Below are 15,009 nucleotides of genomic sequence, written 5' to 3'. Positions count from 1 at the left end.
TCTTATACTACCTCGTTTGTAGCAGTATATGCTAAACTATGAAAAAAATAGACCGTAAAGACCAACAGATCATTCGAGCGTTGCAGCGCAATGGTCGAATGACGAATCAAGACTTGGCAGCAGAGGTGAACTTGTCACCTTCGCCCTGTCTGAGGCGGCTGAAGCTGCTCGAGCAAAATGGAATCATCACCGGCTATAGCGCCAACATAGACGCCGAGGCCTACGGGTTGCCGGTAACGGTATTCGTTCACGTCAAACTGGAAAGCCATACTGAAGCGACAGTAAAGAAATTCGAAGCAGCCATTGCGCGGATTGACCAGGTACTGGAGTGTTTCGTTATGACCGGCTCATCGGATTACCTGCTTCGTGTGGTCGTGGCTGATCTGTCAGATTACGAAAAATTCGTTCGCAGAAAGTTGCATCCTCTTGGAGGTATTGCCTCCATGGACAGCAGCTTTGTCTACGGAGTTGTCAAGAAGACAAATGTATTTCCAGTGACAGAGTAACGTTGCTTGTTGAACTGAGATGAAATGATTGCGGACATTAGCGCAGATGCAGCGAAAGCTCGCTTTATGCGTCATTCCAACAAATGCTGCACATCGAACGAATGAGTGGATTAGGTCATTCTATGGGGAGTACTTGAATTTATCCCTAACTAGGGATAAATGCGCAACATGAGACATAAAAATCAAGCCCGAGAAAACCAAACCCTGGTGCTGGCCCTGCTACGCAGTCAGCAATTATTCATGCGCGCTATGGTGTCTGCGTTTCGTTCGGCGGGCCTTACAGCGCCACAATGGGACGCGCTGGAAACACTTAGCAACAAGGGTCCGCTGTCAATCAACGATCTGATGCGGCTGACACTGTCTACATCCGGCAACCTGGATGTGGTTGTCAAAAACCTGGTTCAAGCCGGATGGGTGGAAAAGAGTGTCGATGAAACCGACAGACGGGCGCGTGTTCTGTTATTGACCGCAGCCGGGCGCCAAAAAGTGGCCGAATTCCTGCCACTCCACAATCAAGCTCTGGAACAGATTTTTGGTGATCTCAGCGTGCAGGACAAACGCCAGACGATCAAGACACTCAACCAACTCCGAAAAAAACTGCCTCAACCTTAGAAAGTCGTAACATGCCTAACAAAACACTCCTGACCGTGCATGGCGTGATTTACATGTTGTTCGCGCTCGCGCTGTTCTTTGCCCCGGCCATCCTCTGGCCAAACTACGGCCTGCAATTAAACGACCAATACGCTGTGTTCCTGTCACAGCATAACTCGATATTTCTGGGCGGCATCGGGATCATCAGCTTCCTGTTTCGGGACGTAGAACATGGCAGTGAAGCTGCAATCGCCCTTCTCACAGGATTGATGTGGACCAATCTACTTGGCGTCATCATCACGCTTTACGCCTGCCTGACAGGAGTTTTCACCGGGTTTGGCTGGTCTGACCCCATCTTCTTCGCCTTGCTTGCGGTCCTATGCTTCTACCAACTCGGGAAAAACCGCTGAACTTTCCCAAACTCACAAAGGAAACTAAACATGAGTACACTGAAAGTCTGGGATCTGCATATGACCTATGAAGGTCCGATCACAGAAGAATTTCTCGCCGGCACCGAGCAACTTGCAAAGAGTATCGCGGAGGAGCCGGGAATAATCTGGAAGATTTGGACTGTCGAAAATGGAACCAATCACTATGGGTCCACATACCTGTTTCGGAACCGCGAATATCTGGAAAGCTATAAAAGTATGCATCTGAAGCGCCTGGAAGCGATAGGGATCACAGTGACCGCCGACCATGTTTTCGACATTATGGAGGAGGTCAGTCGCATCAACAGAGCCCCACTTGAAGGCTGACGAGCAATAACGGACATTGGCACGCTCAACGTTGATGTCCGGTTCGGTCCGCTATCCGGAATTGCAAAGTTTGGTCTTGATTGTCCGCTTTGGGCTGGGTCTGTCATTTGTAGCGTTTGGTATCACCGCTTCTTCACTAAGATACTCGTGATTTTGCTTGAGCTGGCGTCAACACGACCACCTTGCTTTATGACAGATCAGACACATTGATAAGGTAGACGAAAACCATGGCAGAACGATTTGAGCGTCACCGTCAAGCTTGGACACAAGAGGAAATTCAAAAATTGCACCTACTGGTGTCAAAGGGGATGGGCTTGAAGGCCATTGCCAAAGCTCTCACGCGCTCTGAGGAATCGACCAAGAGCAGAGCGAAGCTTGACAAAATAAAGATCAAGAAAGCACGCTGATTTTGGTGCCTTTAGTGTACTCCTGTCGTTCTTTACTGCCACGACCAATGTCCGATTTGGGCTGATTGAGCTAAAAAAACCAGATTTTAGTGAAGATGGGCGAAAAACTTGCCCGCAGAAGGCCTTTCCGAATATTCGTCGGGGGTCGGCCCAATACTCTCGTCGGCAATGTCCGAAGCTTTCAGTGGCCCTACCAGGCACTGGGTTGCAATTAAGGCGCCACAACGGGTTCTGGCAGAATGGAATTCAGTTGCTCGGTTTGTTAGGGTTCTGCACCCAAACACCCAATTTAAAAAGCTGCCTTACGGATTAGCGTAGTGAAAAGAAGGAAAGCTATGCCTTGCAACGATCCTAACTTCTGCTGATACAGTGGCGAATTGACCGACAACTTGGCATTCAAAAATCCCGCCCGGTGCTTCGATTGTCACGGACCTGCCGGGAGATAGTGACCCGTTGCCCTCGCACGCCACCACAACAGACAATGCGCCTGTCCCCCCAGCCGAATTTGCCAGTTCTCCCTTTTCAGAGGACCAGACAGTTTTAATATGGTTCTTCCCTGATTTCGAACTGAACATGACCAAGTATTTACCGTAGCTGCCGCCAATGCCAAAATTAGACATCGGGTATTGTTTACTAGCCGCCCCGCTTAACTCAATTGCAGCGTTGGTCAATTTTTGGCGCTCACTAAGCGAAATACCTAGATAGTCTGCATCGACAACCAAATACGGCAACCCGGCATCGACTAGAGAAACTGGAATGTTTCCATTTAGAGGAAGATTCAATATTTGATTATTAATCAATAGCTTGGGCTTGACAGTAAACCACTTGGCATGTGTCATAACGCTACCTGTTCGGGTTACTTGTACTTCCATGACACCATTTGCTGTTTCCAAAGCAACAACTTGTTGATCTTTGGCTAATGCTTGACGCTTCGCGCTCGCAATTATGGTGGCTGCAGCCATGAGTGCGGTTCCGGCATATGGTGCGTATGCAAACTGAGAGGCTAGAAAAAGTGCCCCATCGGTACCTTGCTCAAAGGGTGGATAGAGTAGGCAAGAGTTGATGAGGTGGTTTCCATTTGGTGGGAGGTTCAAAAAACCCCGAAACTGTTCATGATCCGAACGAAGCTCCAGCAAGGCGCCAGCCGCGTTCCTAGAAACTAGTTTAGGAAGACCAGAAACTGCCACTCGAAGAATATCTCCAGCGAGATCTACATCTATCGCACCCGTTTGTCCCTGGTGTTTATTAGGCATTGTTCGGCGTCCTGGATATCGTGTGCTACCTTGTAGCTTCTGGCTGCAAACATCCATGCTTGCTTTCAGCTGATGGTGTATTGGACTGAGTCTGTGTGAAAACTCTGGATGATGTATGCTTTTCGGCAAAGGCTGGAGGCATGTATGTCGAGATTTATCGCAGGCGCCGAGCGAAGTCAGTCGATGCTTTTCCCGACCAGCTTGAAGATTGGACCAACGGGTGCGTAGCCACACCACGACGTCAATAATGCTGCAAAACCCCACTTTGTTGCGCATCTCGGACTACAAAGCTTAATTGTGAAAGTCCGCTAATAGCGCACAGCGGACGTCGAGATTTTTCAATAGCTAGGTGGATGCTACTTGGACGCTAGAGGCCTCACCAATACCAGTAGTTGCTTTCCAGGAAGAGGCATTGTTTCCATCTCAAACCTGAGCGTCGTGAAGGCTCACAACTTGAATTTTCCTGGAAAAAGTCCGCCTAAAAATCTTCGAATAAGTTCAGCAGAGCGTCGTCGCGAAAAAACCTGCATATCGGTAAGGTAATTTACCCACATTCCTTCCAGTAAGGCCAACGTTCCGCTGGTGGCATCATTCACCAAGTTCGGATCATGTCCGTTTTGTTGGGCTATCTCCGTGAACGCACGCCGCAATGTCTCGACAAGTTTGGGATCCTGAGTGCTGCTGTATCGGGCAATACCTGGGTGTGAGCTCGCGATGCCTCGGAATGCATGCCAGATTTTCGTACTTCGTGGATTGAGCAAAGCTTCGGATAGATCCGCCTCGATCACAGCCATCACTCGCTCTTCGGGCGATGCATCCGAGCCCAGTTCGGTCATTCTGTCCATCTCGGCATAATACTCGGTACTGAAATGCTGGGCCGCTGCGGTCAGCAAATTGTCCTTCCCCCCGAAATGCAAATGGATCATTCCGCGCGACAGACCTGAGCGCTCGCAAATGCGACTGACCGAGGTATCGGTGACTCCAATATCAGCAATAGTATCCAGTGTCGCCTTGATCAGAAGCTGCCTGTTGGCTTCTGGATCGCGCTTCGAGCTACGTTTTCTTCCTTTAGGCTCTGTCACTCTATTCAATGATTCCATCAGCTTAGGGTCTTCTCATATGGGTGGCTCACAGGAAGATTGACACGAAAGGCCTTTCTGGCGCAACATTAAATGGACGATCGTCCATTAGAGACTCGTAAGTACCGAGATGGGAGATAGGGTGATTTTTCGTAGCGAAGCGTCCCGGGGTTATACCCTCAGCGCACCAGCCACGGCATACGTGGGGTTTCTGGTGGCGGCGCCTTTGGTGATCCTGATCGCCTATTCGTTCTGGACCCAAACCTACGTAACGCTCGACAAGACACCGACGCTGAAAAACTATAGCGACGCGTTTGCTGATCCGCTGGTCCGTCACCTGATGTTGCGGTCGATCTGGATCGCCGGAGCAGTTACGGTAGTCACTGCCGCACTGGCCTATCCCATCGCGTACTTCATCGCGATGAAGGCCCGGAAAAAGACCATCTGGCTTCTGCTCATCACCATTCCGTTCTGGTCCAGCTACCTCCTGCGCGTATTTGCCTGGAAACTCATCCTTGGGTTCAACGGGGTGATGAATTCTGCACTGCTGATGCTTGGTCTGATCGACGAACCGCTCGACTTCTTACTCTACAATGAATTCGCTGTCGTACTGACGCTTGCCCATGCCTGGGCACCTTTTGCGATCCTGCCGATCTATGTCTCGTTGCAGAAGATCGATCCAAGCCTGTTGGAGGCCGCCACCGACCTCGGCAACAGTCCTTTGCAACGCTTCATGCGGGTGACGCTGCCGTTGACCATCCCAGGGATCATTGCAGCTTGCCTGATCATCTTCATTCCGACTGTCGGTGACTACGTGACCCCAGCGCTGGTCGGCGGATCGGACGGGAAGATGATTGCCAATCTTATTCAGGTGCAGTTCGGGGCCGCCAACAACTGGCCTCTCGGTGCCACACTTTCGCTGATCGCGATGCTGTCGGTCGGGTTCGTCGCCATCGTGTTTGTCATTACCGCCACCCAGCTTGGGAGGAGGATCAGATGAAGCGTCCCTCGACCCTGACAGCCTATGCTTTTCTGTATTTGGTTTTTCTGTACCTGCCGGTTCTTTTCCTACCTTTGTTCTCGTTCAACAGCGGTACAATCGTTGCCTTTCCGATCAAGGGCTGGACGCTGGACTGGTATCGGAAGCTGGGCGAACAGGATACGTTGATCCAGGCCCTTTGGAATTCGCTTGGTGTTGGCACGGTCGTCGCACTTCTATCAACCGCCATGGGGCTGTTCGCTGCGCGCGCCTTTGTTCGATACCGTTTTCGGGGTCAGCGTGCTGCTGAAGGTTTGGTGATGCTGCCTTTGGTCATACCTGGCATTATCGTGGCCTCGTCAATGCTGGTCCTGTTTCTGTTTCTCGGTCTCAAGCCGTCTTTGCTGACCGTTGTTCTGGGCCATACGTTTCTTGCGCTGCCATTTTCCGTCTCGATCTTGAAGTCCGCGTTCGATGACTTCGACGCGTCGCTGGAAGAAGCATCTTACGATCTGGGCGTCGGCGTGTTCGAAACCTTTCGTCGCGTGACGCTGCCGGTCGTTTCCCCCGGTATCGTAGCCAGCATGCTGGTCACTTTTACGGTCAGCTTCGATGAGTTCGTCCTGGCCTTTTTCCTGTCAGGCAACCAGCCAACCCTGCCGGTCTATATCTGGAGCCAGATCCGTTTCCCCGCCAAGCTTCCAAACGTTTTGGCCTTGGGCTCTATCCTGCTGCTCACCTCGGTTCTGCTTTTGGTACTGGCCGAGTATTTCCGCCGCCGCTCATCCGCATCAGAGGTCCGATGACAGACAGAAACATCATAGAACTCAGGGGCGTCGAAAAGCGCTATGGCACATTCCTGGCGGCCAGCGGGATCGATCTCGATCTCAAAGAGGGCGAGTTTTTTTCACTCCTCGGCCCCTCGGGATGTGGCAAAACCACGGTATTGCGGATGATCGCGGGCTTCCAGGAACCGACCGAGGGTACCGTGCTGATCGACGGTCAGGATATGGAAGGTGTGCCTGCCAACAACCGTCCAACGAATATGGTATTTCAGAGCTACGCCATCTTCCCGCACCTGAACGTCGGGAACAACGTGGCCTATGGCTTGCGGGGCAAGGCGCCCAAGGCCGAGATCGAACAGCGCGTAGCCGAGGCCCTGGAAATGGTCGAGCTGGGCGGTCTTCAGGATCGCGGCGCAAGTGAATTGTCGGGTGGGCAGCGGCAAAGGGTGGCGCTTGCCCGCGCGCTTATCATGCGACCCAAGGTGTTGTTGCTGGACGAGCCCTTGTCAGCACTCGACAAGAAGCTGCGCGAACAGATGCAATTTGAAATGCGCAACCTGCAGCAATCCCTTGGCATTACCTTTGTGATGGTCACACACGACCAATATGAGGCGATGACCATGTCCGATCGTATTGGCGTGATGTTCAATGGACGACTCAAGCAGGTGGATACACCAACCACGCTTTACGCCCGTCCTTGTGATCAGCAAGTGGCCAGTTTCATCGGTGAGATGAACATACTGCCTGCCCAATTATCAGGCGAAACAGGCAATATGTTGTCGATCGATGCAGCCGCCTTCGGGCGGATTGAGATTGAGAGAAATCCCAACGTTGCGACCAGTTCTAAAGACATGAACATCGGTATTCGCCCGGAACAATTGGAAATCGCTGCTGAAAAGCCAGAAGACTATCCATCAACGGTTCAAGGCACTGTCAGCAACGTCGCCTTCTATGGCGAGAACATTCACTATCACATTCAGGTTGCGGGAGCCGAAAAGCCAATCTCGGTCTCGGTTCCCAACTACTTTCACACGGTCGATTTCAAACGCGGCGACGCAGTTTGGCTGGGGCTTCAGGGGGCAAGCGTGATCGATCTAGGTACAGACACAAAGTAAAATAGTGGGAGGATAAAATGAGAGTTCAGGGAATTGCGGCCTTCGCATGTGCGACGGCGATAAGTACGGGAAGTGCCATAGCAGGTGGCGCTGATCTAACGGTTTTTGACTGGTCGGGATATGAAGACCCCGGGTTCTTTGCCAGCTACATGGAAAAATACGGGGATGAGGCGCCAAGCTATTCCTATTTCGGAAGTCAGGAGGAAGCCTTTACGAAACTGAGTTCGGGTTTCACGGCTGATCTGGCGCATCCTTGTTCCGACGCGGTCCGGAAATGGGTCGCAGCCGATCTGATCCAGCCGCTCGATGAAAGCAAGCTGACCAATTGGGCCGATGTTTTACCTGAGATTAAGGAAGTCGACGCCATCGTCCTGGACGGCCAGCTTTACATGTTGCCGTTCGAGTGGGGGAACACGGGTCTTATCTATCGTACCGACAAAATCTCGGGGGATGATATCTCGCTGCAATTGCTGGCTGACCCGGCCTATGCAGGTAAGATCGCGATCCCGGATGCGGCGTCGTCTGCATATGCCCTGGCTGCGCTGGCCACTGGAAACGCTGATGATTACACAAATCTGAGCGATGAGCAGTTCAAAGAAGCATCGGATTTCCTGCGCTCAATCCACCCAAACATGCGCTTTTACTGGTCCGATGCGGGTCAGTTTGATCAGGCCATGACCAGCGGTGAGATCGAAATGGGTTGGGCCTGGAACCAGTCCGAACTGAACCTGATCTGGAACGAAGTGCCTGCCGCCATGATGCGTGACGTCGACAAAGGTATCGCGACTTGGGCGTGTGGCTACGTGCATCTGAAGTCTTCCACGACACCGGTCGATCAGGTCTATGATCTGTTGAACGCGCTCACTGATCCTGCAAGCGGCCAATACATCATCGACAACTGGGGTTACCCACATTCCAACGCAAAAGCCTTCGAAGTTGCCGATCAAGCCAATATCGAAGCCTATGGTTTTGCCGATCCGAAAAGCTTCTTCGAAAGCAGTTTGTTCTTTGACGCGGTGAACCCCGAGTTGGAGGCAAAAATGCTGGCAGAATTTGAACGGATCAAAGCCGGATTCTAACACAACCATATTTCCGGGGCCTTCGGGCTCCGGAACCCAAATATAGGAAAAACGCGTGATTATGTCGGACGCGAACCCATACGCTCTGCTCTTCGAACCGGTTCAGATCGGGCCTGTCACAGCCAGAAACCGCTTTTATCAGGTGCCGCATTGCACCGGACTGGGACACCTCAGGCCACGGGCGGATGCTGCCGTCCGCGGAATGAAGGCTGAAGGTGGTTGGGCAGTGGTTTCCAATCAGGAGACCGAGATACACCCGACCTCGGACTTGTCCCCCTATGCCGAGGGGCGATTGTGGGATGGACGCGATGTACCTGCGTTGCGGCTGATGACAGATGCAGTACATGCACATGGTGCGCTGGCAGCCATCCAGCTGGTGCACAATGGCAACCATGCGCAGAACCTGCTGACCCGGGCTCCGGTTCTTGCACCTTCCGAGATGTCTGTCGATACGACGCATCCCAAGCAGGCGCAGGCCATGGATAAAGCTGATATTCGCGAGTTCCGCCGCTGGCACCGCGAGGCCGCCCTGCGCGCGAAAGATGCCGGATTTGACATCATTTACGTCTATGCCGGACACAACATGACTTTGGCGCAACATTTCATGCTGCCGCATATGAACCAGCGTAGTGATGAATATGGCGGGTCGCTTGAAAACCGTGTGCGCCTGACACGCGAACTGCTGGAAGACACCCACGAAACTGTAGGTGACAGCTGCGCTGTGGCGCTCCGTTTTGCCATTGATGAGATGGTGGGCGCTGACGGCATGCAGGCTTCAGAAGAAGGCCGTGCCGTGGTCGAGCTTTTGGCCGATCTTCCTGACCTATGGGATGTGAACGTAGCCGACTGGTCCAATGACAGTGCCACAACTCGCTTTCAACCAGAAGATGGCTATCAGAACGCGTTTCTGTCGCACGTCAAACAGGTAACACGGAAACCCGTGGTTGGTGTTGGTCGCCTGACGTCCCCCGATATGATGCTGTCGATGGTCAAAAAGGGAATTGTCGACCTTATCGGAGCGGCGCGACCTTCCATTGCGGACCCGTTCATACCGAATAAGATTGAAGAAGGCAGGATCGACGAAATTCGCGAATGCATCGGCTGCAACATCTGCGTGTCTTCGGACAATCTGGGTATTCCGATCCGCTGCACCCAAAACCCGACCATGGGCGAGGAATGGCGTCGCGGCTGGCACCCCGAGATCATTGCAACGAAAAAAAGCGAGGCGGAAGCACTGGTTATCGGTGGCGGACCCGCGGGTCTTGAGTGTGCCATGCAAATCGCACGGCGCGGCTATCAGGTGACCTTGGCCGAAGCCTCAGCTGAATTTGGTGGACGTGTTGCAAAGGAAAGCAGGCTTCCCGGCCTAGCGGCCTGGTCGCGCGTCGTCGATTATCGCCTGAATGATCTGAAACAGCGCGGCAACGTTCAGTTGTTCACCGACAGCAGACTTGACGGCGATCAGGTGGCAGAGCTTGGCGTCGAACACGTCTTTGTCGCCACCGGCAGCCGTTGGCGTACGGATGGCATGGGGCGAAACACCCAGCGCCGTATGCCTCATATCGAGCAAAGCGCCAGAGTGCTGACACCTGATGATATCATGAACGGCATATTGCCTCCGAATGGCCCGGTGATGATCTATGATGATGACCATATCTATTTGGCAGGTGTGATTGCAGAAAAACTGGCAGCTGCCGGATATCCGGTGGTCTTTGTCACGCCGGAGAGTTTGGTCTCTGCTTACGCCGTATATACTTTGGAGCAGCCTCGCATTCAGGCCCGCCTGATCGAGCTTGGTATCGACATTCGCTGCAATCAGGTGCTGACGGCGGTCGAAGGTGACATCGCGCGCATCGGGTGTGCCTTTACCGGTCGCGTAACGGATATTCCGTGTGCCTCGACAATTCTGGTCACCGAGCGCCAGCGAGAGACAGCGCTTTACGACAGCTTGCGCGGGGTTGGGTTGAAGACCCTCGAACTTATAGGCGATGCCGCGTCTCCGGGACTGATCGTCGACGCTGTCTTCGCAGGCCACCGCGCGGCCCGCGATTTTGAACGCCCAAAGGCAGAAGCAGACAAGGATTGGTTTCGCCGCGAGATAGTCGATTTGGAGGAAACGTGATGAACAGCCGACCGTTTGAGTTAGATGCTTTGATAGCCTCGCACCAGCACGGCCACGCTCTGCCGCGCGGATTCTATACCTCGCAAGACATCTATGACTATGACATCGCCCAGGTCTGGAACCGTAACTGGCTTTGGGCAGGGCATGTCAGCCAAATCCCAAACCCCGGAGACTATTTCCTGTTCGACTATGGCCCGGAGAGCATCATTATTGTTCGCGACCGCGAAGGCGAAGTTCGCGCTCATTTGAACGTCTGTCGCCATCGTGGATCTCGCGTCTGCACTGAACACTCCGGCAACTCCCGTGTTCTTGTTTGCCCGTATCACGCCTGGACATATGAGCTATCGGGAAAACTTCGTGCAGGCCACAACATGGGGGAACACTTTGACCCATCCAAATTCGGGCTCTTTCCCGTTCAGGTGAGTGTCTTCAAAGGCCTGATTTTTGTCTGTGCCGATGCAAACACGCCATCGCTTGATCCTGTCCTCAGCCAACTTTCGCCACTCGTCGAACCCTATGGTTTAGACGACTTGAAAATTGCGCATACGGCGTCATTTCCGGTTCCAGCGAATTGGAAACTGGCGGTTGAGAACTATCTTGAATGCTACCACTGCGGACCAGCACACAAAGAATACTCTCGCTCTCATAGCCTGAAATCGCCACAAGACATGGCTGGCTTGGTCGAGCCGCTGAATGCAAGGGCTTTAGAAGTCGGGCTGACACCTGATGAATTGGCGCTTGTTGGCGAGGCTGCGCCCACCCCATTCACCAGCGGGTACTATCGACGCTACCCGCTTTACCAAGGTTACAAAACCGGTAGCAAATCGGGTGAGGCGCTTGCGCCATTACTTGGAACGCTGAAAGGCTTCGACGGTGGCGCAACTGACTTTGATATTGGCCCATTGAATTGGTTCCTGATCTATTCGGATCACATGGTGGGTTACCGCTTTGTTCCACGTGGTCTGCAGGAAACCGACATTCAGGTGGTCTGGCTGGTTCGCGCTGACGCAGAAGAAGGCCAGGACTACGATAAGGAAGACCTGACCTGGCTTTGGCATGTCACATCTTTGGATGACGAACGCATCATTCGCCACAACCAGTCCGGTGTGAATTCTCAATACTTCCAACCGGGGCCCTTGGGCGAAATGGAAACCTCGATCCAGGATTTTTACGATTTCTATTTTGCCATGATCCGCTCGGAACCAGAACAAAGGATGGCCGGTAATGGCTGAGGTAAAATCGCGCCGTCGCGGTGGTGGTGGGCGCGCCGCGCGCATAAAGGTTCAACAGGCGACCACGGGCAATGAGGCCGTGCGTGGGGGTTTAAGTGGCGGCCGCTATAAGCCGCTTACCCCAACAGATATGGAGAACATCCATCAAGCGGCTCTGACCGTTCTGGAAAAAACCGGCATTACCGATCATTTCCCAGAATTACTTGATCTGGTGCTGCCCAAGGGTGCGGTGATGAATGATCTAAATCGGCTGTGCTTCCCCCGCGCACTGATGGAAGACATCCTGGCTGGTGCTGCTAAGGAGTTTTACGTCTATGCCCGCGGAGAGCGTGAAGGCAAAGACGACATGCATTGCTCGGCGGAGAGCGTCTATTTCGCCAACTCCGGCACCGCCGTGACCACCTTCGATTCCGAAACTAAATCTTATCGCCCGTCGATCCTGCGCGATGTCTATGATTTCACCCGTCTGGTGGACCGTTTGGACAACATCCATATGCTGGGCGACACAGTTTTGGCCACCGATGTGACTGATGATTTCGCTCATGACATGAACACCATTTATGCCATGCTCGCAGGCAGCCAAAAACCTGCCTGTCTGACCTTTCGCGACCGCAGCCATATTCCGCATGCCATCCGCATGTTTGATTTTGCTCAAGGTGGCGAAGGTGCTTTCATGAAAAAGCCAAGCGTCATATTTGGCGGCTGCCCCATGGTTTCCCCCTTGCGGGTCGGCAAGGAAAACATGGAAATCCTGATTGATACCGCCAAGCTAGGCCTGACGGTCGATCTGGCGGTGCCTCCTCAAGCCGGGGCCACAGCCCCCGCTACACTTGCGGGAACGCTGGTGCAAACCGTGGCCGAAACGCTGGCCTGCGTTGCCATCGTAAACCTCATCACACCAGGTTGTCCGGTCTGCTTTGCCGCCTGGCCCTTCATCACTGACCTGCGCAGCGGGTCGTTCACCGGCGGCAGTGGCGAACAGGCTCTGATCGGGGCCGCAGCCATTCAGATGGGTAACTTTTATGGCCTTCCAACCTCTGTCGGCGCAGGCATGACCGATGCCAAGATACCCGACGCGCAATACGGGTTGGAAAAGGCACTAACCTTCACGCTTGCCGCTCATGCCGGTGCCAATCGTTTGTGCGAGTTCGGGGGTATGATCGGTAGCCTGATGGGATGCAGTTTTGAAAGCATGGTCATCGATGACGAAGCGGGCGGTATGATCCTGCGATCGTTGCGCGGGATTGAAGTCACGGATGAAACCATGGCGGTGGATGTGATCCATCAGTGTGCCATCGACCCTGGTCATTTTCTCGGCAACCCGCACACACTGAGCTATATGAACAGCGAATTCGTCTACCCACGGCTCATGGATCGTGAGCGCACGGACACATGGGAAAACGAAGGCAAAACTGATCTTCTGGACCGCGCCCGTGACAAGGCCAATTCCATTCTTGATAGCCATTTCCCCAACTACTTCGGCGCCTCAGACGCTCAGGTTCGCGAAGAATTCCCAATTGTGATGAGCACAGAAAGCATGGCCCGCCGTGGATAACTCTAACGTCAAGCAATGGGATAACGATCACTTCCTGCACCCGTGGGAAGGGATGGCAACATTGGGCGAAAACGACCGCACTTTTATCGAAGGTGCCAGCGGCATCCATGTGGTGAACGAAAAAGGCGAACGCTTGATCGACGGACCGGGAGGCATGTGGTGCACTCAGATCGGTTATGGGCGCGCGGAGATGGCCGAGGCCATGGCTGAGCAAGCTCGGAACCTTGCCTATTTCTCGCCCTTTAACAATTCCAACTCGACTACTGCGCAGTTCGCGCGCGAAATCGCTAAACGTGCGCCGGGCGATTTGAACAATGTCTTTTTTACCACCGGCGGTTCCACTGCGGTTGATACGGCCATCCGGTTTGTCCATTTCCGCAACAACCTCTTGGGACGCCCCGAGAAAAAGAAAATCATTTCACGGCAAAAAGCTTATCATGGAAGCACTTATCTGGCGGCCAGCATCAGTGGAAAAGAGCGTGACAGACTTTGGCTCGACAAGGCGGATGACCTCGCACATTTCTTGCCAGACGTGAATCCGCTTTATCGTGCGCCTGGTCAAAGCGAAGAGAGCTTTCTGAAAGAGAAAGTTTCGGACCTGGAAAACGCCATTGTGGCGCTTGGCCCCGAAAATGTTGCTGCTTTTATCGCCGAACCGGTTCTTGCCTCTGGTGGCGTGATAGTGCCGCCGAAAGGGTATCACGAAAGTTGCCTAAACATCTGCAAGAAGTATGATGTTCTATACATTTCCGACGAAGTAGTGACGGCTTTCGGGCGATTGGGCCATTGGTTTGCGTCAGAAACAGTCTTTGGCATTCAGCCAGACATAGTCACCTGCGCCAAAGGAATGACATCTGGGTATGCGCCGATGGGTGCCGCGATTATCTCGGACAGGCTGATCGCCGATGTTGCGGGGAAAGATGCAACCTTTTCTAATGGTTATACCTATTCTGGTCACCCGGTCAGCGCGGCCGCTGGTCTGAAAAGTATGGAAATTATTGAACGGGAAAAGCTTCTCGAACACGTTCGAAGGGTCACTCCGATTTTTCAGGATCAGCTACAGCAGTTGGGTCAGATTGACATCGTTACCGATGTGCGCGGCATGGGGTTGATGGGATGCGTTCAATGCTCAGTCGATGGTGATCCCCAGAGCGATCTGGGGTGCGACTACGAGATTGGTAGCCAGATCGATATCGAATGCCAGAAACGTGGGTTATTGGTTCGACCTGTGATCAACATGTGTGTTCTTTCACCGCCCCTAATCATTAGCGAAAGTGAAATTGAGCAAATGTTTGCTGTCTTGCGAAAAGGGCTTGAAGCGACAAGTGCGTGGCTCAGCGGGATTAGAGGCCAATGAATTGCTTGCGCTATTGTTGCGAAAGCCCGGAGGCCGCCATTTCAGCGTATTGTCGTATGCTCCACGATCTCCGCCAAAACCGTTCGGCCTTGGCGGTTTTGAAGAAGGTTTTGACAGCGCCGGTATCCTACGGGTTGGCATTATCTATTACGGATCCGTCACAGTGTTTTTCTCGTACTGCTTGCTTCCACGGT

At 53.1% G+C, this 15,009-nt stretch carries 14 protein-coding genes; 12 read left to right on the top strand and 2 right to left on the bottom strand.

What is annotated here, in order from left to right; genetic code table 11:
- Positions 1 to 47: 47 nt before the first annotated feature.
- The 4 genes from AC2FJ5_RS20090 (at position 48) to AC2FJ5_RS20075 (ending at position 1,852) form a co-directional block, all read left to right on the top strand.
- Complete coding sequence (locus tag AC2FJ5_RS20090; protein ID WP_281973936.1) at positions 48 to 506, top strand: Lrp/AsnC family transcriptional regulator; 459 nt, start codon at positions 48 to 50, stop codon at positions 504 to 506.
- A 168-nt stretch (positions 507 to 674) separates the two neighbouring features.
- On the top strand, positions 675 to 1,118 hold the full coding sequence (locus AC2FJ5_RS20085; RefSeq protein ID WP_271952659.1) for a MarR family winged helix-turn-helix transcriptional regulator: 444 nt from the start codon (positions 675 to 677) through the stop codon (positions 1,116 to 1,118).
- A gap of 11 nt (positions 1,119 to 1,129) precedes the next feature.
- Positions 1,130 to 1,507, top strand: coding sequence for a hypothetical protein (locus AC2FJ5_RS20080; protein ID WP_271952662.1), 378 nt, complete (start codon positions 1,130 to 1,132; stop codon positions 1,505 to 1,507).
- A 30-nt stretch (positions 1,508 to 1,537) separates the two neighbouring features.
- A complete protein-coding gene (locus AC2FJ5_RS20075) occupies positions 1,538 to 1,852 on the top strand; it encodes a monooxygenase (protein WP_496794399.1) in 315 nt (104 codons plus the stop codon).
- Positions 1,853 to 2,561: 709 nt separating this feature from the next.
- On the opposite strand, the gene AC2FJ5_RS20070 is transcribed toward AC2FJ5_RS20075, so the two are convergent.
- Complete coding sequence (locus tag AC2FJ5_RS20070) at positions 2,562 to 3,512, bottom strand: proline racemase family protein (protein WP_496794398.1); 951 nt, start codon at positions 3,510 to 3,512, stop codon at positions 2,562 to 2,564.
- A 446-nt stretch (positions 3,513 to 3,958) separates the two neighbouring features.
- The gene (locus AC2FJ5_RS20065; RefSeq protein ID WP_271952668.1) at positions 3,959 to 4,612 is read right to left on the bottom strand and encodes a TetR family transcriptional regulator C-terminal domain-containing protein; all 654 of its coding nucleotides are present in this window, start codon (positions 4,610 to 4,612) and stop codon (positions 3,959 to 3,961) included.
- A 109-nt stretch (positions 4,613 to 4,721) separates the two neighbouring features.
- On the opposite strand from AC2FJ5_RS20065, the gene AC2FJ5_RS20060 reads away from it, so the two are divergent.
- The 8 genes from AC2FJ5_RS20060 (at position 4,722) to AC2FJ5_RS20025 (ending at position 14,815) form a co-directional block, all read left to right on the top strand.
- Positions 4,722 to 5,591: an ABC transporter permease gene (locus AC2FJ5_RS20060; protein WP_496794397.1), complete on the top strand. Its 870-nt coding sequence runs from the start codon at positions 4,722 to 4,724 to the stop codon at positions 5,589 to 5,591.
- A complete protein-coding gene (locus AC2FJ5_RS20055) occupies positions 5,588 to 6,376 on the top strand; it encodes an ABC transporter permease (RefSeq protein WP_496690593.1) in 789 nt (262 codons plus the stop codon). The genes AC2FJ5_RS20060 and AC2FJ5_RS20055 overlap by 4 nt, the downstream gene beginning before the upstream one ends.
- Positions 6,373 to 7,470, top strand: coding sequence for an ABC transporter ATP-binding protein (locus tag AC2FJ5_RS20050; protein WP_496692077.1), 1,098 nt, complete (start codon positions 6,373 to 6,375; stop codon positions 7,468 to 7,470). Before AC2FJ5_RS20055 ends, AC2FJ5_RS20050 begins: the two co-directional genes overlap by 4 nt.
- A gap of 17 nt (positions 7,471 to 7,487) precedes the next feature.
- A complete protein-coding gene (locus AC2FJ5_RS20045) occupies positions 7,488 to 8,549 on the top strand; it encodes an extracellular solute-binding protein (protein ID WP_281973932.1) in 1,062 nt (353 codons plus the stop codon).
- Between the two features lie 61 nt (positions 8,550 to 8,610).
- The gene (locus AC2FJ5_RS20040) at positions 8,611 to 10,671 is read left to right on the top strand and encodes an oxidoreductase (protein WP_496794421.1); all 2,061 of its coding nucleotides are present in this window, start codon (positions 8,611 to 8,613) and stop codon (positions 10,669 to 10,671) included.
- Positions 10,671 to 11,903, top strand: coding sequence for an aromatic ring-hydroxylating oxygenase subunit alpha (locus AC2FJ5_RS20035; RefSeq protein ID WP_496794396.1), 1,233 nt, complete (start codon positions 10,671 to 10,673; stop codon positions 11,901 to 11,903). Before AC2FJ5_RS20040 ends, AC2FJ5_RS20035 begins: the two co-directional genes overlap by 1 nt.
- On the top strand, positions 11,896 to 13,458 hold the full coding sequence (locus AC2FJ5_RS20030) for a trimethylamine methyltransferase family protein (RefSeq protein WP_271952679.1): 1,563 nt from the start codon (positions 11,896 to 11,898) through the stop codon (positions 13,456 to 13,458). The genes AC2FJ5_RS20035 and AC2FJ5_RS20030 overlap by 8 nt, the downstream gene beginning before the upstream one ends.
- Complete coding sequence (locus tag AC2FJ5_RS20025) at positions 13,451 to 14,815, top strand: aminotransferase (RefSeq protein WP_496794395.1); 1,365 nt, start codon at positions 13,451 to 13,453, stop codon at positions 14,813 to 14,815. Before AC2FJ5_RS20030 ends, AC2FJ5_RS20025 begins: the two co-directional genes overlap by 8 nt.
- The last annotated feature ends 194 nt before the right edge of the window (positions 14,816 to 15,009 follow it).

It is taken from the genome of Ruegeria sp. CDSA221 (assembly GCF_059611825.1).
This window is presented reverse-complemented; position numbering and strand designations above follow the sequence as displayed.

Excerpts from the sequence above, each read along its gene's own strand:
- AC2FJ5_RS20085 (WP_271952659.1), top strand. The coding sequence starts at position 675 with ATGAGACATAAAAATCAAGCCCGAGAAAACCAAACCCTGGTGCTGGCC.
- AC2FJ5_RS20080 (WP_271952662.1), top strand. The coding sequence starts at position 1,130 with ATGCCTAACAAAACACTCCTGACCGTGCATGGCGTGATTTACATGTTG.
- AC2FJ5_RS20075 (WP_496794399.1), top strand. The coding sequence starts at position 1,538 with ATGAGTACACTGAAAGTCTGGGATCTGCATATGACCTATGAAGGTCCG.
- AC2FJ5_RS20070 (WP_496794398.1), bottom strand. The coding sequence starts at position 3,512 with ATGCCTAATAAACACCAGGGACAAACGGGTGCGATAGATGTAGATCTC.
- AC2FJ5_RS20065 (WP_271952668.1), bottom strand. The coding sequence starts at position 4,612 with ATGGAATCATTGAATAGAGTGACAGAGCCTAAAGGAAGAAAACGTAGC.
- AC2FJ5_RS20060 (WP_496794397.1), top strand. The coding sequence starts at position 4,722 with ATGGGAGATAGGGTGATTTTTCGTAGCGAAGCGTCCCGGGGTTATACC.
- AC2FJ5_RS20055 (WP_496690593.1), top strand. The coding sequence starts at position 5,588 with ATGAAGCGTCCCTCGACCCTGACAGCCTATGCTTTTCTGTATTTGGTT.
- AC2FJ5_RS20050 (WP_496692077.1), top strand. The coding sequence starts at position 6,373 with ATGACAGACAGAAACATCATAGAACTCAGGGGCGTCGAAAAGCGCTAT.
- AC2FJ5_RS20045 (WP_281973932.1), top strand. The coding sequence starts at position 7,488 with ATGAGAGTTCAGGGAATTGCGGCCTTCGCATGTGCGACGGCGATAAGT.
- AC2FJ5_RS20040 (WP_496794421.1), top strand. The coding sequence starts at position 8,611 with ATGTCGGACGCGAACCCATACGCTCTGCTCTTCGAACCGGTTCAGATC.
- AC2FJ5_RS20035 (WP_496794396.1), top strand. The coding sequence starts at position 10,671 with ATGAACAGCCGACCGTTTGAGTTAGATGCTTTGATAGCCTCGCACCAG.
- AC2FJ5_RS20030 (WP_271952679.1), top strand. The coding sequence starts at position 11,896 with ATGGCTGAGGTAAAATCGCGCCGTCGCGGTGGTGGTGGGCGCGCCGCG.